The following is a 25,189-nucleotide window of genomic DNA, read 5'->3' as shown; positions in this document are numbered from 1 at the left end:
GATCAAACATGGAAACCCGTCCAGCTAACCGACGAACAAAAGGATGAGGTTGAAGCCCATGTTATGAAACACACCAAAAATCTGTGAGTCTATTGTAATTGAGATACTAGGAGGACTTTTTATGCTTCAAGTAGAAGTTAGGCGACCCAATCGCGGCGATATAGATGCCATGGAGGATTTTTTCAGGGTCGTGATTACCGATACTTTTGCCAAAGAAGGTTTATCAGATTTATCGGAGGACATAGAACAGGAGATCGACAGCAAAAATAGGTACTTGAACGCGGATTTTGATACTCACGGAGAGGAGAGATACTTTCTCATCGGACTACTAGACAACAACATTGTGAGCTGCATCGAGTTTGGACCATCCAATACATTGATCCGGGAAGCTACTGATGGTGAATTGCGTGATGTGGTTGAAATCGGAACGGTATTTGTTCATCCTGATTACCAACAGCAAGGGATCGGAAGTCTAATGTTAAATGTCATGTATCTTACCCTTCTCATTAAAGGAATGACTGAATTTTGTTTGGATAGCGGATACTCCCAAGCACAGAAGATCTGGAAGAAGAAGCTGGGTGAACCCGATTATGTCCTTCAGGACCATTGGGGGAGCGGAGCAGACCATTTGATATGGAAAAGAAGGCTCGCGGATGTTCCAGTTCTATTCAGATTATAGACGGTTATTCGAACAATCGAAGCCAGGTGGAAGTTCTGGTTGAAAGCAGACATTTTTATTTATTGAATTAAAATTCATGTTATCGTATATTTATTCCTATCATATTGTAGGAGTGGTATATGTGCATAAGAGAATCGAAGAGCTTACCTTAAACGCTTGGCCAGCGCTCCAAACCTTGACACATCATGGATGGCTGTTACGATTTGCAGACGGTTATACCAAGAGATCCAACTCCATTCATGCTCTCTATACGGAGCCTTCCAAAGACCTTTATGGCCAGATTGAACAATGTGAGCGTTTATATGTGAAGGCTGGGCTTGACGTCATATTTAAAATGACACCATTCAATCCGCAGGAACTCGATCCTATTTTGGAATCCAAGGGATATACCATACAGGATCCTACCAGCTTTAGAGTGTTGGATCACTTGGATGATATTGAGCCTCCATCCCATGAGGAGGTAAAGATCGAAGAAAAGCCAACCGATGAATGGCTGGATGTGCTCGGGGATATTACCGGAATTTCCGAGAGAAACAAGGCTGTGAAAAGAAAGCTGTTTAACTATTCCGTGATACCGTATGGATTCTTCATCCTATATGATCAAGCTGAACCTGTAGCATGCGGGATCGGAGCTTTGGAGCAGGGCTTTGTAGGAATATATGATCTGGCTACGGCTCCGGCATGTCGAAATCGCGGGTTTGGCAAACAGTTACTGTTACATATACTGCAGTGGGCTAAGAAGAATGGAGCCACGAGCAGCTATTTACAGGTGGTACAGAGTAATCTTGCTGCAAGCCGATTGTATGATCGTCTTCAGTACAAAGAGATTTATTCCTATTGGTACAGACACAAGCGTATCGAAGGGGAAGCACATGCAACCCAAATCATGGATGTTCATGAATCTGACCCCTTACGTGAACAAGGGGTTACTCAATCTGAGGAACAGTTGTATAATCATGGAAGATGCCTGGCACGGATGACCCGGCTTTAGATGATGTTATCCGATGCGGAAAGTTGGTGAATCCATGTTTGATTTATCATCGAAATATTATGATGTAATTTACAGCCTTAAGGATTATGAGCAGGAGGCGCAGCAGGTCCGGGAATATATTGAAAGACAGGGTAAGGATTACCGGACCATGCTTGACGTTGCCTGTGGAACCGCGGAACATGCTTTGTTCTTAAAGCAGTACTATGCAATCGATGGTATCGATCTAAATCCCGAATTCGTCTCGATAGCGAAGTCGAAAAATCCTGAGGGTGATTATTCGGTTGCCGACATGACTCGTTTTTACTTGGACCGGAAATATGATGTGATCCTGTGTCTATTCAGCTCCATCGGATATGTGAAAACGCTGGATCTATTGGTACAGACCCTTACGCAGTTTAAGGAGCATCTGAACGAGGAGGGTGTCATTCTGGTTGAGCCGTGGCTTACACCGGATGTCTGGACCGCCGGAAGAGTGGACACGATCATGACTGAGCGTCATGGGATCCATATGAGCAGGATGTCCCATTCGGACCGCGAAGGCAATATTTCGATCATGAAATTCGAGTATTTGTTTGGAAGTGAGCATGGAATTGAGCATCACACGGAGGAGCATCGTTTGGGTCTCTTTACCGTGGAAGAGATGATCAAGGCATTCCAGGAAGCGGGCCTTCACGTGGAGCACGATCCGCAAGGCTTGATTGGAAGAGGCATGTATATTGCACGAAATATGAAGTAAGGAGGAGCTTGTAATATGTACGTCTATAGGCCGCTGGCAGACGAGGATTTATCAACGATATGCAGCTTTCCTCAAACGCCGGAGGAGCTGTTTTACGTGAGTCCCAGATCGGAGTTTCCTTGGACGCCGGAGCAAATCTTGAGTTTGCTAGAAAATCGATATGATCCTACGGTTATTGTTGAAGAATCTACAGGGCAGGTTGTCGCTTATGCAAATTTTTATGAGGATACTGATCAATCTCTGTGGCTCGGCAATGTTATCGTTGCTCCGTCGCATAGGGGAATGGGAGCCGCGCAGAAGCTGTTACAGACCATGATGGATATAGCCAAAGAGAAATATGGAATGACAATCTTTTATCTTAGCTGCCATAATACCAACTCCAGAGGGCTGGTTTTTTATCATAAGCTTGGATTTGAGCCCTTCGATGTCCGTATTACGACGTTAGATGATGATCAGAAGATGATTACCATTCAGATGAGACTGAATTTGGTCTAAAGCAGGATGCGTTGTTCAGTCTGGTTCTTGGAGTGAAAGGGGAGTAATGTATGTCCAGCATTCAGGCGGTGCTGTTTGATTTTGATGGTACTCTAGCGGATACGCTGCCGCTCTCGTTTAAAGCGTTCCGGGCGGTTTTCATGAAATATGAAGGTAAAACGTTGACGGATGCGGAAATCGTGCAGACGTTTGGGCCAACGGAGGAAGAGATTATAACTGAAAATCTCTCGAATCCAGCCCATGTTGACGAAGCCGTAGCCTATTATTACGAAGTTTTCGAGAAGGATTTTCAGAAGCATGTACATATGTCGGAGGCGATTCAGGATCTTATTAGGAAGCTGTGGGATTTACATATACCCATGGTCATTATTACGGGCAAGAGCAGAAGGTGCCTGGATATATGTCTAAGAAATCTGGAGCTGGACGGTTTTTTTGCTGCTACCATCACGGGTGATGAGGTTGAACGTTCCAAGCCGGATCCGGAAGGGATACTCAAAGCCGTTCAATTGCTGGGTCTGAGTACATCGGACGTGGTTTTTGTCGGCGACAGCGATGCTGATATAGCGGCAGGCAAATCAGCCCAGGTGTTCACCATTGGAGCGCATTGGTTTGATACCGTACAGAACGTAGAATTTAGCGTTGAGCCTGATGATATTTATACTCGGCCCGATCAGCTAATAGCCCTCGTCATGGGCCAGGGAAATTGAGCGAGGGAATGAATGCAGGAGGACTATATTGAACAACAAGACAAGTATCCATTCCCCAGGAATGCCCTTCACAATTGAATGTGAGGACATCCTGCTCAGGGAATATATGGTGGAAGACCTTGATGCGATCTTCAAGATCACGCACGAACCGGAGATCAGACAGTTCCTGCCCGGTTGGGATGTATCCAGGGAACAGCGACTCGAATGGTTAATCAACTATGAAATTGTGGAGAATCGACAGTTCTTGCAGGCCGTTCATGACGGCGGGGATGTGGGGCAGCTGCGTCTGCGACTAGCCATGATCTTAAAAGAAACAGGCGAATGTATCGGCTGGTGCAATACAGGTCCTAAGGAAGAGCTACCTCAGCCCAATCGAGAGATTATGTACGGAATCTCAAATCAGCATTACAATAAGGGATATACAACGCAAGCTGCACGGGCATTAATCCAGTTCTTGTTCCGGAATACAAGCGAGCGCGAGCTAAGCGCTTTAGCCGTCGTTCATAATCATGCTTCCAATAAGGTAATCCAAAAATGTGGGTTTAAGTATATGGGGGATATCGAGCTTGAGCAGGAGAGATATCATCTCTATAAACTCCGCAGAGAGAGTTAAGGAGGTATGATGAAACAGCTTGCCTTGGGTGCAGGAATCTTCATTTTGGTCGAATTGCTTCTATTTATACTCTTTGGAGTAGACGAATGGATCATGCTAATACTAGCAGCAGGGGTAATCATTACATTGTTATTGTTAATACTTGTTCGTCTATCGGAGCTGGTAAAGAGTAACAGGGATCATCTAGAGCACCAACAAAGGCAGAAGATTCGGGAATTAAATCAACAATCCAGATTGGAATAAGTAAGCTGTAAGGAGGCGCACCCGTGCGTTACAACGTTATTTTATTTGATGCAGATGAAACATTATACGACTATGCCAAATCGGAGGCTTTTGCGCTATCCGGCGTTTTTGGCGAGATTGATCAGGAGTGCACGGATGCCATCGTAAACAGCTACAGACGCATTAACCAGCAGTTGTGGCATGATTTTGAGCAGGGGAAGGTTACACAAAGGGACTTGCGTACGGCCAGGTTTGACCGGCTGTTGGCAGAACACGACATCAAGTGCGCCTTGGATGCCAATGCCTTTAGCGATATATACATAAAATATCTAGGGCAAGGCTCCTTTCTGATGGAGGAGGCAGAAGAGCTGTGCAGTCAACTTGCGGAACGCGGTCAACGAATGGCTATCATCACGAACGGAATCAAGGAAGTGCAGTTTAACCGAATCAGCCGGTCGCCGTTATGCGATTCCTTTGAATGCATCATTGTTTCGGAGGATGCCGGGTCCCAGAAGCCCCACGAAGGCATATTCGATTATGCATTCGATAAGTTGAATCACCCCGACAAGAAGGAAGTTCTCATTGTCGGCGATTCATTAACTTCCGATATACAGGGAGGCATTCGTTACGGGATTGATACCTGCTGGTATAACCCGCTGCGCAAGGCAAACCCAACATCCATTCAACCTAAATATGAGATCCATTCCCTTATGGAACTGCACGATATTATTTCATCTGAGTGATCTCTTCGTATCCTGTACCCGATGCGGCTTCGTCGAAGTATTCAATCCCGATGTGCTCAGAGGCCATAAAACCGGAGTACTGGGAACGTTACTCGATATAATCTGGCGTTAACTAAAATACATATCAACAAAGGAGCATGAACATGATACAGGCATTTATTTTTGACATGGATGGGGTCATTATTGACAGTGAACCGCTTCACTTTGAAGTCGATATTCAGGTGATGAACGACTACGGATCGGCGATAACCCATGAACAGCTGGAGAAGTATGTGGGCATGACCAATCCGGAGATGTGGGCAGCTATTAAAGATGAACATCAGCTTGCTCAATCCGTTTCGGAAATCATTGAATACCAATTGTCCAATAAAATTGAAATACTCACCTCACGGGAAATGGAGCCTATAGATGGCATACGAGAGCTCCTTGCAGAGCTTAAAGCACGTAACATACCGGCGGCTATTGCATCATCATCGCCACCTGTATTTATTTCGGCCGTTTTGCGTAAGTTCGATCTCCTGCATCATTTTGAATGCGTTGTGAGCGGTGAAGAAGTGGAGAAGGGAAAACCGGCACCGGATGTATATCTTAAGGCGGCTGAATTGCTCGGTGTGGATCCGGAGCATTGCATGGTGCTTGAGGATGCAAGGCACGGCGTTGCTGCAGCGAAGGCGGCTGGCATGAAATGCATCGGCTTCGTGAATCCGAACTCGGGGAATCAGGACTTATCGCAGGCTGATCATGTGGTGAACTCGGTCCGAGAAGTCGCGCAAATTTGTCAATTTGAATAGTTCATGGTCTTAGAGCTTGGCAGTTTGGCCGCATATTGCGGCTAAGCTGTTTTTTTGTTTTTGGTCCAAATGGTTATAAACTCAACTTATTGATCATAAAACTCGTTTATACTATATCTACTATATTATATCTACTATTAGTATCTAGACCTAAGTCTAGGTTGATTATCGTCTGAAGACGGAAGTCATCCTTCTTCAATCATGATATTCTTACATTAACATGATATGTGAGAGGAATGTGAACGGATGATTTCGGATATAAATTTGAACCACGATATCGCACAGTACACGGACTGCCAAGTGTGTAGTCTATCAGAGGAGACAAGGCCTGATGGATTTTTTACGTAATTTAGGCGATATCGGATTATTTATTCATGCCATGATCGATGCGATTATTTTTCCGATTCCGGCACTTTTCTCGCAATTGTCTTTAAGTGCATTGAGTCCGGACCGTGCGATCTGGCTCGCCTCGATCGGTTTTGTCGGCTGCTTGATCGGAACGCCGATCGGTTATGGAATTGGCAAGGCTTCCGGAAATTTGGTCTTAACCAAGGTCATGAAGAAAAAATGGTACGATTCCGCCACCGCCTTGTTTACCAAGCATGGCGAAGCCGCAATTCTTGTCGGTGCGTTTACACCGATTCCTTTTAAAATCTTCACCATTCTATCCGGCTGCATGAGCTATCCCTTATGGAAACTTCTCACCTACGCAGCGATCGGACGCGCCGTGAAGTTCTATACCGTAGGTGTGCTCTTCTACGTATATGGCCGTGCTGCAGAGAATATGGTGGACAGCGTACTTACGATTATTTTGATGTCCGTAGGTGCTCTGATTGGAGGGATTTGGCTGACGGTTCACTTTATCAAGAAACGCAGGAAAAAACGTTCGGAAATCCCTGCCGTGCAGGGTTCAAAAGATTCAGTTGATGTAACGGCAGGTGAAGAATGAATGATCGAGCGATTACGAAGATTTGATCACCGGGTATTTGTCTGGTGCAACCAGACGATCAGCAACAGAGCCTTTGATCGGCTGTTCGGCGGCATTACCCATCTCGGTGGAGCCACCTTTACGATTTTGAGCGCACTGCTCATCGCCTGGGCTGCATTTGAAGCATGGGACATAACGGCATATCAGAGTGCCATTGCCTTAACCATTAGCCATCTGATTGTTGTCCTCATCAAGAAGATCGTCAGAAGAGATCGTCCGTTTCGGGTTCTGGAGCAGGTGAAGATTGGAAATTTTCCATTGAAGGACTATTCCTTCCCGTCAGGACACACCACGGCGATCTTTGCCGTCATTACACCATTGTTGTTTCTGGTATCTCCGCTGCCAACGATACTGCTAATTATCCTGGCTGCGCTGGTCGGTCTATCCCGTATATATTGGGGATATCATTACCCAACTGATTGCCTGGCAGGCAGTCTGATTGGATTCGGTTCTGGATGGCTGGTCGTTTACCTGATGCATGTCATTGGAATCACATAACGTTAGATAAGGAGTAATATTCATGAGATCCATATATGAGCAAAAAATCATCATATTAACCGGAAGTCTGGGAGAGGGTCACAACCAGGCATCAAAGGCCATTGTGGAATCAGCAAAAAGAAACTACCCTCATCTGCGCGTGAAAGTCATTGATTACATGGAGTTAACCCATCCACGGCTGCATGTGGCTGGTCAGTTTTTCTTTGTGCAATGGATGAAGCACTTTCCATCCTTTTATGGATACTTATTCCAGAAAACGCGTGAGGAAAACACCCTCATCCAGATGCTGAAACGCTTTAGTACCTTCAGTCTTCACAGGCTCAGCACGATGCTGGAAACGGAAAATCCGGCTATCGTGGTCAGTACCTTTCCGCCGGCAGCAGCGGGCATGTCTCTGCTGAAAGCGATGGGGTTCACAAATGTGCCAACGGCAACCGTCATGACGGACCATACGGATCACAGTTACTGGATACACTCTCATACGGATTATTACATGGTTGGTTCCGATGTGGTACAGGTTGCATTGGAGCGCAAAGGCGTGCCAAGCGAAAAGATCTCTGTGACCGGCATACCCGTTAATCCGCTGTATAGTCAACCTGTCGATCCGGAACGGCTCCGAGCCTATTACGGCTTGTGTCCATCCGAACAGGTCGTGCTGATTATGGGCGGTGGAGAAGGGATGATCGATAAAGAAATTATCGAACTCTTGAAATCAAGGGCATACCCGCAGGGTGTTCGGTTTATGGTCGTGTGCGGCCGCAACATGAAATTATATCAATCACTGCTGGAAGAGTTTTCAGATCATCCGCAAATCACGGTCATGGCTTACGTAGATCGTATGCATGAATTGATGGCGATAGCGGACCTAATGGTGACAAAGCCGGGAGGCCTTACGATTTCCGAGGCATTAACGATGGAACGGCCGATGCTGTTAGTGAAACCCTTGCCAGGCCAAGAGCAGGATAATGCAGACTACCTGGTTGGAATAGGCGTGGCACGGCAAGCCATGGCGGGTGAACTGCAGCACCAATTGCTAACATTAATTACAAGTCCGCCCTTATTGCAAGAAATGAAGCGAAGAGCGGCCATTAACACGCATAAAGATTCGGCTTTATCAGTCCTGACAAGATTGATGGATATTCACCAGAATCAGCGCCATTCTCGTGAATGGCCTGAAGATATGAATCCGGTGCCTTACGAGGTGCTGAACAAAGAAGTTTATGTAAATGATGCTCTACAACACTACTATGACAGTTATCGGTAAGATGAAGGAGTTTTCCCCATGAATTTGTTTGAATTGGTTGAGCAGTTATTTGAACAATACGGCTACCTGGTGTTATTGATTGGGCTTCCCCTTGATTTTATTGCTCTTCCAATTCCTCCTGGAAATAGTACCTTAACCTATACCGGGTTTTTAACCTATAAAGGAATCATCGATATGGTTCCTGCCGTTGGATCTGCTTTTATGGGAGCGGCCATGGGGCTAACCATTACCTATATCCTGGGATACAAGCTGGGGATGCCGCTTATAGAGCGCTATGGAAAATGGCTGTTTATCAAGCCGTCCCTTGTAGAGAAAACGCAGGCCTATTACAACAAGTATGGAAATAAGCTGCTCATTATTTGTTTTTTCATACCCGGGGTCAGGCAATTTATCGGGTATTTTATCGGCATGATTCGGGTTCCCTATCGAACGGTGTGGCTGTATGGGTACACGGGCGTGGCCTCATGGGTGTTGGTCTTTTTCAGCATAGGCTTTATATTCGGCGAACAGTGGCAGTACATTCTGAATGTGGTTGAGCATTATTTGAAAGTGATCTTTATCTGCCTGGGGAGTTCATTTCTCGTTCTGCTGGTGTGGAGTCGTGTTAAACGTGAGAAAGCCAAGAAGCTGTCCAAAGTGACCAGGAATGAATAGTTATAAATGAAAAGAATACTTGCTAAAGATGGCCCAGCAAACGTGGTTTTATGGTATCTGTGCTGGGTTTTTATGTTTGGGACGAGCCTTACAGAATTTATGATATATTCTAAATAAGTCAGCAGCACATACATAAGGAGTTTGAAGAATAAAGGATGTAGTAGGGGGCAGATCATGAGCAAAATCATACCATTGTTCAGGGTATTCGATGAAACGAAGGCAAGGGAATTCTATATCCAATATCTTGGTTTTACCTTGGATTGGGAACATCGGTTTGATGACTCGGCACCGCTCTACATGCAAATAACAAGGGATTCGTTAACGATTCATTTGACGGAGCATTACGGGGACTGTTCTCCCGGAGCAGCCATTCGCGTGGAGATGGCAGGGATTGAAGGTTTTCACGAACAGCTGTTAAGCCAGAACTATCCGTATTCCAGGCCCGGAATCGAGACAGCACCTTGGAACAGCAAAGAGCTATGTGTCGTTGATCCATTCGGCAACCGAATCACTTTCTACGAGGAGTTGGAATCCAAGTGAAGAAGCTAAACAGGATGCGATTTGAACAAGCCAGGCAATATATGCTGCACCAGGCCAGGGACCTTGAACGGGCACTATTCCGGTACGAATTCGAGGACGGGTCGTTTACGGACGTATTAACCGAGCTCGGCAGATATCAGAACGAGGACGGTGGATTTGGTCATGGTCTTGAGCCCGATCTTCGCTGCAAGGAGTCATCTGCTCTGGCAACAACCAGAGCGCTTGAGATTCTTCGGTTAAATCCAGATCATCCGGAGCGCAGCGAACGGGTTATATCTGCGTTAAAGTATCTTGAGCACTCCTTTGTGCCAGAGCGGTCAGGGTGGGACATTATTCCTAAGGAAGCCGAGCAGTCTCCGAGGGCGATCTGGTGGCAGTACGGAGCCTTCAAGGATCATTGGGGAAATCCGAATGCGGATATCATCGCGTATTTTATCGACGAGCGGGAGTTATACCCTTTGGAGTCTTTGGATTCAAGGATTGATGATGCAGTGAACTATCTTAAACAATCCAGCGATCTTAATGAAATGCATGAACTGTTTTGTTATTTGCGCTTGAACGAAAGATTGCCGAAAGAGCAGGCGTCCGAGATCGGAGAAACCCTTGAGGTCTTCATGGATAATTGCATAAGCAGGGATCCTGGCAGCCGTGAGGGATACGGAGCAACACCTCTTAGCATTATGGATTCTCCGGATTCACCTTATTTTGCTAAATACCAAGAGCTTCTGCCGCTGGAACTGGATTTGCTCATAGAGGATCAAGGGGAAGATGGTGCCTGGGAGCCCAATTGGAGCTGGTACCAGTACGAGGAGGTATGGCCGTTGGCCAAGGAGGAATGGAAGGGTGTTTTGACATGGAATGCACTTCGAACGCTGCGTAATTTTGAAAGGATTGCGGTGGATTGACATCGGATTAGGAATACTGGACTCGTTGTAAAATGCTAATATCATTACCATAGGAATTTTACAAAAAATGATGGTCAAGGAGTGAGGGAACATGGATTTGAGATACCCGATAGGGCAATTTGAATGGGAAGGGCACTCCGCGCCTGAACAAAGGGAGCTCTGGATTCAAGAGATTAAGAGCCTGCCGGAGAAACTGAGGGCTGCAGTCCAGGGGCTAAGCCAGGAACAGCTGAATGTATCTTATCGAGATGGCGGTTGGACGATCCGTCAAGTCGTTCACCATCTTGCAGATAGCCACATGAACAGCTATATTCGGTTTAAACTTGCTTTAACGGAAGACAACCCAACAATTAAGCCTTATGACGAGCAGAAGTGGGCAGCCCTTCAAGATTCATTGATCCTGGACATTGACGCATCGCTTGTTTTGCTTGATGGCATGCATGCCAGATGGGGCGCTTTGTTAGACATCATGGATAACGGAGACTATCTCAGAACGTTCTATCACCCTGAGAACCAGCGAAAAACCAGTCTGGAATACGCCACGGGCATGTACGCCTGGCACGGAAAGCACCATACTGCACATATCACATCTGCAAGAGAACGATTGAAATTTTAGATATAGCACAGCCTACTCCGTCAACTGGCGGGGTTTTTTTACATGTCACCATGTCGTGATATCTAACTTAATTGTCGCAATTTTACACTGTGAATCGGGCGGTTCGTGTGATAGATTAATGGCATGATGTCTTAATATTAGATACTGAGGTGACGAGAATGATTAGAATCGGAAAAATTAGTTATTGGCATGTGCACGCGTGGGATTATACGAAACAAGCGCAGGAGCATCCGGATGCTCAAATCGTAGCGGTATGGGATGAGAACCCAGAGCGCGGAAGAGAAGCGGCGGAGAAGCAGGGTGTACCTTTTTATGAATCCTTGGATGACATGCTGCAAAGTGACGATATCGATGCCGTGATCGTGGATGCTCCGACATCCATGCATAGAGAAGTGATGTTGAAGGCAGCGGCAGCAGGCAAACACATTTTCACGGAAAAAGTAATTGCTGCCACCCTTCAAGAGGTCAATGATATCATCAATGCCGTGAATGAGAACCAAGTCAAATTAACGGTGTCGCTTCCGCGACTGAATGATGGCTATACCTTGGCGATCCGTGAGGTATTGCAGCAGGAGTTGCTCGGCACCGTAACACTCGTTCGTGTACGCTTGTCTCATAATGGCGCGACTGCTGGTTGGCTGCCAGAGCATTTCTATAGCCTGGAGGAATGCCGCGGAGGCGCCTTAATCGATCTGGGATGTCATCCGATGTATTTGACACGCTTGTTCCTCGGTGAAGAAGCGGTTGATGTCAATGCGAATTTCGGTTACATCACGGGGAAAGAGGTGGAAGACAACGCCGTTGCTACGCTCTCTACGGCTACAGGGGCTGTCGGTGTGGTAGAAGCCGGATTTGTTAACAGCTTCTCGCCATTTACGATTGAAATTCATGGTACGGATGGAACGATTCTGTATGGAACGCCTGACGCCAAGCTTCTGATTCGTTCAACGAAAAAAGAAGAGTACAAGGATGCGTGGATTGAGCTGCCAGTACCGGCGAATCGTGCAAGTGCATTTGAACAATGGATATCTCATATTCAAGAAGATACCGTTGCAGAGGAAAATATCGCATATGCGGTTGAACTAACCAAATTGATGGAAGCATCCAACCGTTCGGCCAAAGAGCATCGCGCCATTCGTTTGGATGAACTGCAAGCATAAGATACAGGGATGATGCATCAGGATGAATAACCATTTTCCATACGAATTGATGAAAGATCGGCAGGATGCCTTGGAGCGACTTGATCTGAGAGTTTATTGGGGTCGTTATGAGATCCGGGTTCTTCGGTTTCATCTCACCACCTTCCCGCCAGGAAAGATTGTTTCCTTTCATAAGCATGCGGAGTATGAGTTTCATTTCATACCCCGCGGCAAGGGGAGCGTTATTATGGAAGAGGAACCTTATGCGCTGCGGGAAGGCATGTTTTATTTAACGGGTCCGAATGTGCTTCATTATCAGGAGGCGGATGCAGCGGAGCCGATGGACGAATTATGTCTGCACGTGGACATTATTCAACGCGATGAGGTATCCGATCATGAGAGCCTGGCACTGCCTGTTTCGGATCCATGGGAAATGGCGGAAGCCGATGACTGTATGGAGAAGCTGAGGGGATTACCGCTGAAGCCAACGATGGATATCCATCGCGCGATGCCTTATTTCCTTGAGGCTTATCAGGCTTCTCAGGAGAAGTATTCGGGTCTGTATACAACGATTAAGCAGTGCATTATACAGATATTGCTGCGCGCTGTACGCGCATATGAATCCGAGCCATCAGAAGCGGAACTGCCTTCAAGAGATATGAAGGCTTACCGCTATCAATTGGCCCTGGAGTATATTCATGCAAACTCTTCGGGAGAGGTTGTACTGGATGACGTCGCGGAGAAGCTGCATATCAGCTCAAGGCAGCTGCAGCGAATATTCAAGGAGCAAGCGGAAGGGCAATCCTTCAGCGAAATACTGGAACATGTCCGCCTTGAAGCCGTATGCAGGAAGCTGATCGATACCAATTGGTCGATTGATAAAATCGCAATCCATGAAGGCTTCTCAAGCGGAAGTTATTTGCATACCGTGTTTCGAAAGAGGTATGGATATACGCCATCAACATATCGAGCAATGAATGTGAAATTGTAGGGGGAGTATCAGCCATGAGCAAAACCATTCGAATAGGAATTATTGGAAGCGGCGGCATTGCGGGGGAGCATGCAAAATATTATAAACAAATTGACGATGTGCAGATTGTTGCCGTAGCTGATATTTTACCCGGCAGAGCCGATCAATTTATTGAGCGCTGGGGACTTCAGGGGGCGATCGGATTTGATGATCACCGCAGATTGTTGGATCTTGACCTGGATGGCGTAAGCATCTGTACGCCAAACGTCGCTCATTACAGTACCACGATTGATGCGCTGTCAGCGGGCAAACACGTAATGCTCGAGAAACCGATGTCGGTCACTTTGGATGAAGCCATCGAGATGGTCCAGATCGCGAAGAAGACCGGGAATATGCTCAATGTAGGCTTCCAGCCGCGGTATGATCCGAACATGGGCATCATTAAGAATCTGATTCAAAACGGCGAGCTTGGAAAAGTCTATTATGTGGAAACCGGAGGCGGTCGCCGCCGTGGAATGCCGGGTGGCACGTTTGTCCGACAGGAGATTTCAGGGGCAGGCGCCATGGCGGACATTGGCTGTTATTCCTTGGACATGGCCCTGAACGCACTTGGATATCCTAAGCCGTTGACGGTTTCCGCGTATACATCGAATTATTTTGGCACGAATCCCAAATATCACTCCGAATCCGGAGCGTTTAACGTCGAGGATTTCGGCGTAGCGATGATTCGATTCGAAGGAGACCTTGTGCTTAACTTTAAAACTTCGTGGGCTATGCATATGGATACCTTGGGGGCGACCATGTTCCTTGGAACGGATGCGGGCATGAAGATTACACCGGCAGGTTCAGGCCCTTGGAGCGGTGTGTGGGATGGGAAGGTAGGATCGATCTCCTTGTTCCATGATATCCAAGGTCATCATACCGAAAGCGCAATACCGCTGGTCCACCATGAGCTTAACGTATTTGAGGAGAAAATCAAGGATTTCGTAAGCGCTGTGCGCGAAGGCAAGCCGGCACCGATCCCGGGCGAGCAGGTGCTTCGGAATCAAGCGATTCTGGACGGCATTTTGCGGTCTTCCCAAAGCAAAAAAGAGGTTGAGATTCATATTCCGGACTTGGATTGATGGTAAGAAAGCCGCGCGTGCAGCGCGGCTTTTTTTGTGCATTATGATACTTGTAGGATGATATTTTTAACATATAAAAGCTTCCATTTTTTAGATGGATATGATAGTATAAATGCGAACAATTGTTCCTTGAGAGAGTTGGATTGGACCTAGACATAATATCCGGAATGAAGGATGGTGCAGACCTGATGACTGATCGATATGCTGAAATCGATGAGGTAATCGCGTATATTCACAATAATATATATGAGCCTCTTCCGTTATCGACACTGGCGGATTACATAGGATACAGCCCATATCATTTTTCGCGTATATTTAAGGATCGAATTGGACTGCCTCCATTATATTATGTGTCCTCGCTTCGTTTGGAGAAGGCGAAGGACTTGCTATTACATACACATCTGAGTATCCGGGATGTCGCCATGGAGATTGGTCAGCAGAGTCTGGGTACATTTACAACACGCTTTACGGAAAGAGTAGGAGTGACCCCTTCCCAGTTTCGAAACTCGAGGGAAGAGGCGGACGAGCATCTGTTATCCCTGCAGAAACTGAACAGCTGGCGTGACTCCATACCAGTTGTGAATTCCAATCTGACAGTTGAGGGCACAGTAGAGGCAACGGCTCCATTTCAGGGTGTCATCTTGATCGGGCTGTTCGCCAAGCCGATTCCCGAAGGTTTACCGTTATACGGAACTTTGTTATCTTCCGTCGGCTCGTTTCGGTTCGGCGACGTCAGACCTGGTACATATTATCTGATGGCTACTTCGGTTCCATGGGGCATGCAGGCGGTCGATTTTTTGCTTCCCAAGTCTACTACGCTCCGCACCCGTTCGAAGGAACCCATTATCGTTACCCCAAACTCTAAGACCCCGCATCTTCATGTAACTTTGCATGTTCCCCGGCTGGATGATCCGCCGATTTTGATTTCTTTGCCATTATTAATGAATCACTTCCTTAAAAGGGTTGCTCCCATGTTACGTTAAATTGATGGGTATGATGAGTGCCCTATGCATTCGTTGACATTTGAGTTGTGATTCCTATACTTAAATGAGGGCGAATGTTATAGGCAGTATTGTTTTATGTAAGTAAGAACGAGAGATTTGAGGTGTCACCTGTGATTGTTGTAAGCTCGTGTTTAGCCGGTTTGCAGGTTCGTTATAACGCTACGGACAGTTTGGATGCGAACATTCAACAGCTGGTCAAATCGAAGAAAGCTGTGACCGTATGTCCCGAACTTCTTGGCGGATTCTCAACTCCACGGGAGCCTGCGGAGATCGTTGGAGGAAACGGTGACGACGTACTGGCAGGGAATGCTAGAGTGGTTGAATTGTCCGGGAAAGACGTGACCGAGATGTATATAAAAGGTGCCTACCAAGCGCTTCGAGTGGCGCAAGAGCTCGGAGCATTGCTGATCGTCCTGAAAGAGAGCAGTCCTTCCTGCGGCAGTGCCATGATTTATAATGGAGAATTTGCCAATGAGAAGATAGCCGGTTGTGGCGTAACTACGGCTCTGCTGCGCAGGGAAGGTTATAAGGTTATTTCAGAGCACGATCTTAGCGTATATGCAGCACAGCCGGAATACGCATCTCTTTTTATTGGGAGATAAATCAAACGTCTTCGTTTATATATTTTCGTCCTGCTCTATAATTATGATAGAATTATCATATCGACTGCTTACATGTTGTGATTCTTTATATTGGAGGGAATTATGGAACTCATAAATCAAACCGAAGTACAACAAATGATTGATAAATTGAAGGACCAGGATTTATATATTCACCTTGAGATGACAACAGGCGCTTATGCTGCTCATTATGACAGCACGAAGCACCCCGCGGCTAACTTTATTACGAATGCAACCATTCGTTACAGCCACGGTTCGATATCCGGCAATGGACCCTATCGGGTTGGATTGAAAATGAGTCAGGGCTGGGTATATACGGAAGGACTCACCCATTTCGAACAGACGGATACCGATCGGCTGATCATGGCAGGTCATGACAGTCAGGGCAAACTGGTTGTCGCTTTGCAGCTGAGCCGGGAGCCTTTTTAATAGAGAGAGGAGACGAGGATTGATGGAGCAAAACATACTGGTCATATTGCCGCACCCGGATGATGAAGCATTTGGTTTATCCGGAACGTTGGCTAAATATATTATGGAAGGCGCTCATGTTACCTATGCTTGCCTAACGCTTGGGGAGATGGGCCGCAATATGGGCATTCCCCCGTTTGCGAACCGTATCACGCTTCCAACCATTCGCAAAGCAGAGCTGGAAGAATCCTGCAAAGCGATAGGCATACAGGATTTGAGATTGCTTGGTTTCCATGATAAAACGATTGAATTCGAGGATCAAAATAAGCTGGATAGCGCGATTGCTTCTCTGCTTCAGGAGATAAAGCCATCGCTGGTGTTCACGTTCTACCCTGGATACAGCGTTCACCCTGACCATGACGCAACGGGCGCGGCTGTAATCCGCACGATTCTGCGGATGCCGGCCGGGGATAGACCAGTCGTTCAATGTCTGGCATTCTCCAACAATTGTGAGCAAGAATTGGGTAAACCGGATGTTTATCAAGATGTATCCATGTTTATGGTACAGAAGCTGAACTCCATTCAAGCCCATCGCTCTCAATTCCAAGCAGCGGAGCTGCTGGGCAAGAAACAGATGAAGGCCAAGGAAGTGGAGCAGCGCTTCGGGACGGAACGTTTCTGGACCTATACATTTGAATAAATCCCCATCATGGGATGGACCCATAAAAAGAGCCGCAGAATTAGCATCTGCGGCTCTTTTTTGCATGGTTTGGTCTAATGCATTGCGGAGAGAATGAATCGGCGTGCCGCCTCCTTAGAACAAATCGGATGGACATCAATACGGTAATTATCGATTAAGTCTTGCATGATGAAGGATGCAGCGATTCCGGCCCCGCCGAGATCCATATGCTGACTAATTAGGGGCTGCTAATGGACAAGGGGTAAAGCGTTCCTTTCATGCAGAAGGAGGTTTTGCCCGTCTCCTCTGATACAACGAGTACCAAGGCATCGCTGATTTCGGACAGGCCAATGGCTGCACGGTGACGTGTTCCGAGCTTACGATCACCATAGGTTTTGGCTGTTAAAGGCAACACGTTCGCAGCGGAAATAATCATCTCTTTACGTACGAGCACAGCCCCATCGTGCAGCGGGCTGCCGGGAACAAATATGGATTCAAGCAAGGGACTTGTGATTTCTGCAGACAAGGGAATCCCTGGCGTTATTAACGAATCCAGGCCATCTTCCCGTTGAATCACAATGAGCGCACCTAGTTTTTTTTGACTGAGATGATATATGGATTTCGCGATTTCTTGGTATTTGCTTGTGAAGGGGAAGAGAAAACAATTGAGATAATACGTTGATGAAATCGATTCAGCTTCTAAAAATTTAGTTCTGACAAGGTCTAACTCACCCAGCAGACATGAACTATCCTGGTCCAAATTGACGATAATATGCTGTAATTGTCTCGTGATATCTAAGAGCTGTTCCTTTAATTTGTTTTTCAGCGGCGTAAAATTACAATCTTGATTTTGCATCCGATATCTTCCTCCTTATCATTGGTATCATTACCATTCGGGGATATCGATATTCTCTAAAGCAGGTGGAGTTTCACTTATAGTTATACTCGGAAAATCCGATTTATTAGTAAAACTGATAAATGCTATAAGAACATTGTAATTGACCGGTCCAGGTAAGCTGTGATAGGTTCAAAGGAGAAATAAAATTAATTGTATCGTAATAGTAGGAATTAATAATGTGCGCTTTTGAGAGGTGGATATTGTTGGAACTTCAAGTAATGAACAGTCCTTTTAATCAGGAACAGGTGGAGCTGCTGAACCGCCTACTGCCCACACTGACAGAATCCCAGCGGACCTGGCTCAGCGGATTTATCGCTGCATTACAGGGAACGGCAGCCGCAGCAGCAGTTGCGGCAGCACCACAAGCGAACACGTTAGCCGCTGTATCAACGCCGGTGGCAACAGCTACTAAAGAAGTCACCGTCCTATACGGATCACAGACAGGCAATGGTCATGGATTATCGAAAAAGTTATCGAAGAAGCTGGAAGAAGTTGGCCTGCAGGTTACGATGTCTTCTATGAGCGATTTTAAACCGAACAACCTGAAGAAGTTACAGAATCTCCTGATTATCGTCAGTACGCATGGAGAGGGCGAACCGCCGGATAATGCAATCCCATTCTATGAATTTCTGCATAGCAAGCGGGCACCTCAGGTTGACCATCTTCAATATTCCGTACTGGCGCTGGGGGATACCTCGTATGAATTTTTCTGCCAAACGGGTAAAGATTTCGACAAGCGGCTCGAGGAATTGGGCGGCAAGCGGCTGACACCAAGAGTAGATTGCGATGTGGACTTTGATGAGTCGGCTGCAGAATGGATGAATCAGGTTCTGCTATCGTTGAACGAGGCTGGAGCGGGATCAACCGTTGTTGAAAATGTGAGTGCGGTAGCCCTGAGCGATAGTACGGAATCGGAATTTTCGAGAAGCCATCCATTTCAAGCGGAAATCCTCGAAAATTTGAATTTGAACGGAAGAGGATCAGACCGTGAAACTCGTCATATCGAAATTTCTCTTGAAGGTTCAAATTTGCAGTATGAGCCGGGTGACAGCTTAGGAATCTATCCGGAAAATCACCCGCAGCTGGTGGATGATCTCATCGCTGCTATGGGATGGAATGCTGATGAAGTGGTTGTCATTAATAAACATGGTGAAGCGCGAGCACTTCGAGATGCCTTGCTCCGTCACTATGAAATTACGGTTCTCACGAAACCTCTGATCGAACAAGTGGTTAAGATTTCAGGGAATACAGGACTTCAAACGTTACTGAAGACAGGTCATGAGCAGGAATTGCGCACCTATATTGAGGAACGGGATTTACTCGATCTGGTACAGGATTATGGTCTGCAGCAAGTGGCGGCAAGCGATTTTGTATCCATACTACGCAAGATTCCGGCCCGCCTTTACTCTATCGCTAGCAGCTCCAAAGCGTTTCCCGATGAAGTTCATGTTACCGTTCGAACAGTCCGTTATGAAGCACATGGCCGCCATCGCTACGGCGTATGTTCCGTACAATTGGCAGAGCGTCTGGAAGCTGGCGACTCGCTGCCGGTATACATTCAGCATAACCCGAACTTTAAGCTGCCTGAGAATCCAGACACTCCGATCATTATGATCGGACCTGGTACAGGCGTGGCGCCTTTCAGAGCATTTCTGGGGGAGCGGGAAGAGATGGGAGCAGAAGGGAAATCATGGTTGTTCTACGGAGATCAGCATTTCTCAACGGACTTCCTCTATCAGATTGAATGGCAGCGTTGGTTGAAGGATGGAGTACTGACGAGAATGGATGTTGCTTTCTCTCGGGATACGGACCAAAAAGTGTACGTACAGCACCGCATGCTGGAGAAGAGCAAGGAGCTATATCAGTGGCTCCAAGAAGGAGCCTGCGTCTATGTTTGCGGCGATGAGAAGAAGATGGCTCATGACGTGCATTCCGCCCTGGGGTCTATTCTCGAGCAAGAAGGCGGGATGAGTCCAGAAGAAGCTGCGGAATATCTGACGCTCATGCAGCAACAGAAACGTTATCAGCGGGATGTGTATTAAGATCATCCCTGTGGTTGCGAGAGGAGAAAAAGGAACATGTCTGATAATAATCTAGTATCACCCCATAGTGCGCCACATAGTGATGTTGAGGACATCAAGCGTCGAAGCAACTATCTGCGTGGCAGTCTTGTAGAGACATTAGAGGATCGCATTACGGCATCGATTCCCGAAGATGATAACCGGCTGATGAAATTTCACGGCAGTTATATGCAGGATGACCGGGATTTGCGTAACGAACGACACAAGCAAAAGCTTGAGCCTGCTTACCAGTTCATGCTGCGTGTTCGTGCCGCTGGCGGTGTCGTAACTCCGGAGCAATGGCTGATGATGGACCGTGTAGCCCAAAAGTATGCCAACGGAACGATTCGCTTGACCACTCGCCAATCTTTTCAGCTTCATGGCGTACTGAAGTGGAATATGAAGAGCACCATTCAAGAAGTGAATGAAGCGATGCTTAGTACATTGGCTGCTTGCGGTGACGTCAACCGTAACGTGATGTGCAATCCGAACCCTTATCAATCCGAAATTCATTCGGAGGTATACGAATGGGCACGTATGCTTAGCAGTCATCTCGATCCGCGCTCGCGTGCGTATCATGAGATTTGGCTGGACGGCGAGAAGATTGTAGACAGCCTGCAGGAGGAGCAGGAGCCGATTTATGGCCCGGTGTACCTGCCGCGGAAATTCAAGATCGGGATGGCTGTGCCGCCTTCCAATGATGTTGATGTGTATTCCCAAGATCTTGGCCTCATTGCAATCATTGAGGAAGGACAATTGAAAGGCTTTAACGTTTCGGTAGGCGGTGGCATGGGGATGACACACGGTGATCCGTTAACCTATCCTCAAGTGGCAAAAGTCATTGGTTTCTGCAAACCCGAGCAGATCGTTGACTTGGCCGAGAAGACGGTGATGATCCAACGTGATTACGGAGACCGTGCGGTGCGCAAGCATGCTCGTTTCAAATATACGATTGATGATCGCGGAATCGATTGGTTTGTCAACGAGCTCACAAGCCGTCTGGGTTGGAAGCTGGAGGAGGCAAAACCGTTTCATTTTGATCATAATGGTGATCGCTACGGCTGGGTTAAAGGCAGCAATGGCAAATGGCATTTTACATTATTCATCCAAAACGGACGTGTGAAAGACGAAGCCGATTACCTGCTGATGACAGGTCTGCGTGAAATCGCTCAAATCCATAATGGAGATTTTCGTCTGACGGCCAATCAGAATCTGATCGTTGCCAATATCAGCAGCCACAAGAAGAAAAAGATTGAAGAACTCATCAAGCGTTACGGACTAACGGACGGTTATCATTATTCTGCCCTGAGACGAAATTCCATGGCATGTGTAGCCCTACCAACATGTGGATTGGCGATGGCAGAATCCGAGCGCTATTTGCCGACATTATTGGATAAAATCGATGTCATTCTGGAAGAGAACGGACTTCGCGAAGAGGATATCGTTATTCGAATGACCGGCTGCCCGAATGGATGTGCCAGACCGATGCTGGCCGAAATCGCATTTATCGGAAAGGCGCCTGGCAAATATAACATATACCTGGGTGGAGGTTTCTCCGGACACCGACTGAACAAGCTTTATAAGGAAAACATCGGTGAGGCCGAGATTTTGGATTCCCTTCGTCCCATCATGAAGCAATATGCACAAGAACGCGAGCAAGGCGAGCATTTCGGTGACTTTGTTATTCGCGCCGGTTACGTGAAGGAAGTATTAGACGGGCAACAATTTCACGCATAATGATACTCAATTATAAACAAACCGGAGTTCTTCTTGAGGAGAGCTTCGGTTTATTTTGTTTACTGCACATGGGATTGAGATAAATTAAAACCGTTTGGGGAGTTCGTCCGTCTTAACCCATAGAGCATCATATAGAGAGAGAGAAGGAGAGGAGATCATGATGGGCTCCCAAGCAGAGATGAAAAAGGTGGTACTGACAACAACGGAAGAAGAAACAGATTTTTACCAGGCTATTATGGAACACAAGGACACACTGATCCATATTGCTTACAGTTATTTGCGCAACCGATATGATGCTCTGGAAGCGGTGCAGGAGATGACGTGTAGAGCATGGGTCAAGCGTTCAACGTTAAAGGAAGGGAGAGCATTCAAAGCCTGGATCATCCGCATCTTGATCTATGTTTGTATTGACGAACAGAGACGTCGCAAGCGAGCTGTCCCACTGCCTGATCATGAGCTGGAAAAAGCGATTGTCGAACCGGCTTTTGGCGGGTTCAATCATAACAGGCTTGCTATGTGGCCCGTTCTGAAAAAGGTGAAGCCCAAGTACCGACATGTGCTGATATTGAAATATTACAATGACATGACGCTGAAGGAGATAGCAGCGATCCTCGGCAAGCCGGAGGGAACAGTGAAGACATGGCAGTACAAGGGGCTGGCGCATTTACGAAAATTAATGAATAATCGGGGGGAATGGCAAGATGACTAGTCCTGAAGAACAAGCAATGCTTGCCGATGCGGAACAGATCCGTCAGGAACAACGGCAGCAGTTTCATGCTACCGATGCTACATACGCTATTCAGCGCGGGTTGGCGATGGGACGGACGCGAGGGATATCTCGACATCATTCTTTGAAAGTGGCTGCTCTCACACTCATAACGATAATGGCTGCCGGTTTGTGGCTGCTCAGTCCGTTCAAGGACACCGTTGCTCCACAGGCAGCCAAGGAGCAGACGTTGGATTGGGGAGCACTGAGCAAGTTTAAGGCAATGGACTATGATATCGATCAAAGTACATTGGAGTCGGCGATAAGAAACAATTATATCCAGATGATCAATAAGTCGGCGAAGTCGGGACCTTACCAGATTAACATTAACGCTGTTACAGCGGATGAGAACAAGTTAATATTGTTATATACAGCCAAGACGGATTCCAGCCAGGAGATCTATAATGTGAACAGCGTTAGAATAAAGGATGCGCAAACAGGCCGTTCTTTAGGAAATACCTCAAAAATAGGAGGCTGGGAGAGTCAAAGCTGGCAAGGGCGTGGAACATTAAAGTTGGATCGCAGCCAACCTTTCCCTAGAAGCATTGAAGTGGATTTTCAAATTGCATCCGTAGATCGAGGCAAACTGTCTGATCCCAAGACAGGAACGGTCAAGTCAGAGATGAATTACTCCGAGAGGATGAAAATTAAGTTCAACTTGGATCCGAAATTTGCTTCAATCAAGACGGAGACGTATCAACCAAATCAAACATTCAAGCTAGGCGATCATCAGATTGTGTTATCTGAGGTTGAGATTTCTCCGCTCATGACACAAGTAAGATTCGCTTACGATCCTGGGAAAAAAATTGATTTTCAAACCAAGATTTCGATAAGTGACATGGTACAACCATTCGAAATTGTATCGAAGACGGCAGATGGGCGAACTTATAAATTGTCCAGCTTGTCGGGACACGGAACGGAGGATGGGTCTCAGTATACGTTCAGCAGCAATATGCTGGATGATCCAGAGTCTATGGTACTGAAGTTGTATCCTGAATCCCGTTCATCGTATGCATCTGAACAAGAAGTAGAAAAACATATGCTGGAGTTCAAAATAAAATAAGAGAATAAGAGCCGCCTCTTGAAATGTGTGAGACGGCTCTTATTGTTGTTCATTGCTCCAATACGCCGGCTGTGCTCGTTTTCTTTTTAAACAACGGGATCAGCAGCGCCGAACCTGTCAGGAACAAGAGTGCGCTGACCGCATAAACAGCGAACAGGGACAGTTGGTCTTTGAGCAATCCCCCCAGCGACATACCCAGCACCATCATTCCCATAAAGATCGGGGTCAGGGTCCCGCCAACCCGACCAATGTATGGCCCATCCGTATTGTTTAGGATCAAAGTATTGATTCCAATGTGGATGGAGGGATAAAAGAATCCGTTAAGCACAAGAAGCAGCAGCGTAAATATTATGCTGGTTGACCAGCCGATACCGAGGTTCCCGACAGCACTAACGGTCAGACCGAGCGCTAGTAAGGCTTGAGGGGTTATTTTCTTGGCAAATGCCATGACGAAGCCTCCTCCGACGAGCATCGCCGCCCCATTGACCGTTAACAGCCATTGCAAGAATGACTTATCCTGACCGAGATTCTCAATCGTTACAAATATCGCGAGCGGCTGAATTAGTCCGGCTGCCAAGCCAGCCACGGCAAAGGTCACGCCCAGTGTTCGGAGCGTTTGATTATTCCATACATAACGAAGTCCTTCGATAAGCTCTTGTTTCAGGTTCTGCTGCTTGGATTGTGTCTTTTCCTGCAAATCACGAGGCAGCAAAGTCAGAATCAATCCAGAACCCAGGAATAACGCGCCTGTTGCGATCAGCGATATTTCAATGCCGAACCTTTGATATACAAATGCACCTGCGATCGGGCCGATGACCATAAAGAAGGCAACCATGGATTGAAACATGGCCATCACGGATTGCAGCTGTTCAGCGGGTACATGCTGTTTGAACAGCTTCATCGCTGAGGGCTGAGAGAATTGTGACAAGGCGGCTGAGAAGAACGTGAGTACCAGCAACGCCTGCCACGACCCGTTATGAACGGCAATTAGCACGAGAAATACCGATAACGCAGACAATGCATCAGAACTGACCATAGTACGCTTGGGTCGCCAGCGGTCCGCGAAAGTACCGCCGATGAAGGCAAACAAGAAAATGGGCGCAAATTCAGCTACGGATATGAGGGATACATACACAGGGTTATTGCCTGTCAAGTCGGTAACGTATAGCAGAATGGCAAAGTTGCGAACCCAAATGCCAAGATTCAAGAGAATGCGTGACAAGACAATCGTTCGAACATAGGGATTGTTAAGCAAAATGAAGGTGTCTCCTTTCGGATC

Annotated in this window: 28 protein-coding genes; 26 read left to right on the top strand and 2 right to left on the bottom strand. The window is 46.8% G+C overall.

Going from position 1 to position 25,189, the window contains the following annotated elements; translation table 11 throughout:
- Positions 1 to 121: 121 nt before the first annotated feature.
- The 22 genes from CRG97_RS18870 to bshB2 all read left to right on the top strand — a co-directional run bounded on the left by CRG97_RS18870 (position 122) and on the right by bshB2 (position 17,407).
- The gene (locus CRG97_RS18870) at positions 122 to 679 is read left to right on the top strand and encodes a GNAT family N-acetyltransferase (RefSeq protein WP_098746204.1); all 558 of its coding nucleotides are present in this window, start codon (positions 122 to 124) and stop codon (positions 677 to 679) included.
- 121 nt (positions 680 to 800) lie between these two features.
- Entirely contained in the window at positions 801 to 1,670 is an 870-nt protein-coding gene (locus tag CRG97_RS18865) for a GNAT family N-acetyltransferase (protein WP_098746202.1), read from the top strand.
- A 13-nt stretch (positions 1,671 to 1,683) separates the two neighbouring features.
- The gene (locus tag CRG97_RS18860; protein ID WP_098746200.1) at positions 1,684 to 2,406 is read left to right on the top strand and encodes a class I SAM-dependent DNA methyltransferase; all 723 of its coding nucleotides are present in this window, start codon (positions 1,684 to 1,686) and stop codon (positions 2,404 to 2,406) included.
- Positions 2,407 to 2,421: 15 nt separating this feature from the next.
- Complete coding sequence (locus CRG97_RS18855; protein WP_098746197.1) at positions 2,422 to 2,901, top strand: GNAT family N-acetyltransferase; 480 nt, start codon at positions 2,422 to 2,424, stop codon at positions 2,899 to 2,901.
- Between the two features lie 50 nt (positions 2,902 to 2,951).
- A complete protein-coding gene (locus CRG97_RS18850) occupies positions 2,952 to 3,608 on the top strand; it encodes an HAD family hydrolase (RefSeq protein ID WP_098746195.1) in 657 nt (218 codons plus the stop codon).
- Positions 3,609 to 3,636: 28 nt separating this feature from the next.
- Positions 3,637 to 4,221, top strand: coding sequence for a GNAT family N-acetyltransferase (locus CRG97_RS18845; RefSeq protein ID WP_343225200.1), 585 nt, complete (start codon positions 3,637 to 3,639; stop codon positions 4,219 to 4,221).
- 266 nt (positions 4,222 to 4,487) lie between these two features.
- Positions 4,488 to 5,186, top strand: coding sequence for a YjjG family noncanonical pyrimidine nucleotidase (locus tag CRG97_RS18835; RefSeq protein WP_098746191.1), 699 nt, complete (start codon positions 4,488 to 4,490; stop codon positions 5,184 to 5,186).
- 143 nt (positions 5,187 to 5,329) lie between these two features.
- Positions 5,330 to 5,977 (top strand): HAD family hydrolase, encoded by a 648-nt coding sequence (locus CRG97_RS18825; RefSeq protein WP_098746189.1) that lies wholly within the window; start codon positions 5,330 to 5,332, stop codon positions 5,975 to 5,977.
- A 331-nt stretch (positions 5,978 to 6,308) separates the two neighbouring features.
- Positions 6,309 to 6,926 (top strand): YqaA family protein, encoded by a 618-nt coding sequence (locus CRG97_RS18820; RefSeq protein ID WP_098746188.1) that lies wholly within the window; start codon positions 6,309 to 6,311, stop codon positions 6,924 to 6,926.
- Positions 6,927 to 7,463: a phosphatase PAP2 family protein gene (locus CRG97_RS18815; protein ID WP_076321829.1), complete on the top strand. Its 537-nt coding sequence runs from the start codon at positions 6,927 to 6,929 to the stop codon at positions 7,461 to 7,463.
- Between the two features lie 22 nt (positions 7,464 to 7,485).
- Positions 7,486 to 8,727 carry an MGDG synthase family glycosyltransferase gene (locus tag CRG97_RS18810; RefSeq protein WP_098746187.1) on the top strand — a complete coding sequence of 414 codons (1,242 nt, stop codon included), beginning with the start codon at positions 7,486 to 7,488 and terminating at the stop codon, positions 8,725 to 8,727.
- 18 nt (positions 8,728 to 8,745) lie between these two features.
- Positions 8,746 to 9,381, top strand: a complete 636-nt coding sequence (locus CRG97_RS18805) for a DedA family protein (RefSeq protein ID WP_098746185.1) — start codon at positions 8,746 to 8,748, stop codon at positions 9,379 to 9,381.
- A 174-nt stretch (positions 9,382 to 9,555) separates the two neighbouring features.
- Positions 9,556 to 9,921: a glyoxalase superfamily protein gene (locus CRG97_RS18800; RefSeq protein WP_098746183.1), complete on the top strand. Its 366-nt coding sequence runs from the start codon at positions 9,556 to 9,558 to the stop codon at positions 9,919 to 9,921.
- Complete coding sequence (locus CRG97_RS18795; RefSeq protein WP_098746181.1) at positions 9,918 to 10,826, top strand: hypothetical protein; 909 nt, start codon at positions 9,918 to 9,920, stop codon at positions 10,824 to 10,826. Before CRG97_RS18800 ends, CRG97_RS18795 begins: the two co-directional genes overlap by 4 nt.
- Positions 10,827 to 10,917: 91 nt before the next feature.
- Complete coding sequence (locus tag CRG97_RS18790; RefSeq protein WP_098746179.1) at positions 10,918 to 11,442, top strand: YfiT family bacillithiol transferase; 525 nt, start codon at positions 10,918 to 10,920, stop codon at positions 11,440 to 11,442.
- Positions 11,443 to 11,600: 158 nt separating this feature from the next.
- The gene (locus CRG97_RS18785) at positions 11,601 to 12,602 is read left to right on the top strand and encodes a Gfo/Idh/MocA family protein (RefSeq protein WP_098746177.1); all 1,002 of its coding nucleotides are present in this window, start codon (positions 11,601 to 11,603) and stop codon (positions 12,600 to 12,602) included.
- Between the two features lie 22 nt (positions 12,603 to 12,624).
- The gene (locus CRG97_RS18780) at positions 12,625 to 13,572 is read left to right on the top strand and encodes an AraC family transcriptional regulator (RefSeq protein ID WP_098746175.1); all 948 of its coding nucleotides are present in this window, start codon (positions 12,625 to 12,627) and stop codon (positions 13,570 to 13,572) included.
- 14 nt (positions 13,573 to 13,586) lie between these two features.
- Positions 13,587 to 14,675, top strand: a complete 1,089-nt coding sequence (locus CRG97_RS18775; protein ID WP_076321821.1) for a Gfo/Idh/MocA family protein — start codon at positions 13,587 to 13,589, stop codon at positions 14,673 to 14,675.
- A gap of 188 nt (positions 14,676 to 14,863) precedes the next feature.
- Complete coding sequence (locus CRG97_RS18770; protein WP_098746173.1) at positions 14,864 to 15,658, top strand: helix-turn-helix transcriptional regulator; 795 nt, start codon at positions 14,864 to 14,866, stop codon at positions 15,656 to 15,658.
- A 131-nt stretch (positions 15,659 to 15,789) separates the two neighbouring features.
- On the top strand, positions 15,790 to 16,281 hold the full coding sequence (locus CRG97_RS18765; protein WP_098746171.1) for a 2-thiouracil desulfurase family protein: 492 nt from the start codon (positions 15,790 to 15,792) through the stop codon (positions 16,279 to 16,281).
- Positions 16,282 to 16,383: 102 nt separating this feature from the next.
- Positions 16,384 to 16,728 (top strand): YojF family protein, encoded by a 345-nt coding sequence (locus CRG97_RS18760; protein WP_098746169.1) that lies wholly within the window; start codon positions 16,384 to 16,386, stop codon positions 16,726 to 16,728.
- Positions 16,729 to 16,750: 22 nt separating this feature from the next.
- Complete coding sequence (gene bshB2, locus CRG97_RS18755) at positions 16,751 to 17,407, top strand: bacillithiol biosynthesis deacetylase BshB2 (protein WP_098746167.1); 657 nt, start codon at positions 16,751 to 16,753, stop codon at positions 17,405 to 17,407.
- Positions 17,408 to 17,624: 217 nt separating this feature from the next.
- Here bshB2 and cdaS read toward each other — a convergent pair whose 3' ends face one another.
- Positions 17,625 to 18,242, bottom strand: a complete 618-nt coding sequence (cdaS, locus tag CRG97_RS18750) for a sporulation-specific diadenylate cyclase CdaS (RefSeq protein ID WP_098746165.1) — start codon at positions 18,240 to 18,242, stop codon at positions 17,625 to 17,627.
- Positions 18,243 to 18,487: 245 nt separating this feature from the next.
- On the opposite strand from cdaS, the gene CRG97_RS18745 reads away from it, so the two are divergent.
- The 4 genes from CRG97_RS18745 (at position 18,488) to CRG97_RS18730 (ending at position 23,910) form a co-directional block, all read left to right on the top strand.
- Positions 18,488 to 20,326, top strand: coding sequence for an assimilatory sulfite reductase (NADPH) flavoprotein subunit (locus CRG97_RS18745; RefSeq protein WP_098746164.1), 1,839 nt, complete (start codon positions 18,488 to 18,490; stop codon positions 20,324 to 20,326).
- A gap of 36 nt (positions 20,327 to 20,362) precedes the next feature.
- A complete protein-coding gene (gene cysI, locus CRG97_RS18740) occupies positions 20,363 to 22,081 on the top strand; it encodes an assimilatory sulfite reductase (NADPH) hemoprotein subunit (protein ID WP_098746163.1) in 1,719 nt (572 codons plus the stop codon).
- Positions 22,082 to 22,238: 157 nt separating this feature from the next.
- Entirely contained in the window at positions 22,239 to 22,790 is a 552-nt protein-coding gene (locus CRG97_RS18735) for a sigma-70 family RNA polymerase sigma factor (protein WP_237566483.1), read from the top strand.
- Complete coding sequence (locus CRG97_RS18730) at positions 22,783 to 23,910, top strand: DUF4179 domain-containing protein (RefSeq protein WP_098746161.1); 1,128 nt, start codon at positions 22,783 to 22,785, stop codon at positions 23,908 to 23,910. Before CRG97_RS18735 ends, CRG97_RS18730 begins: the two co-directional genes overlap by 8 nt.
- Before the next feature lie 49 nt (positions 23,911 to 23,959).
- Here the strand turns inward: CRG97_RS18730 and CRG97_RS18725 are convergent, their stop codons facing one another.
- On the bottom strand, positions 23,960 to 25,165 hold the full coding sequence (locus tag CRG97_RS18725; protein WP_202618964.1) for an MFS transporter: 1,206 nt from the start codon (positions 25,163 to 25,165) through the stop codon (positions 23,960 to 23,962).
- Positions 25,166 to 25,189: the final 24 nt, after the last annotated feature.

Origin of the sequence: Paenibacillus sp. EZ-K15 (genome assembly GCF_002573715.1) — a bacterium.
Lineage (GTDB): Bacteria > Bacillota > Bacilli > Paenibacillales > Paenibacillaceae > Paenibacillus_AQ.
This window is presented reverse-complemented; position numbering and strand designations above follow the sequence as displayed.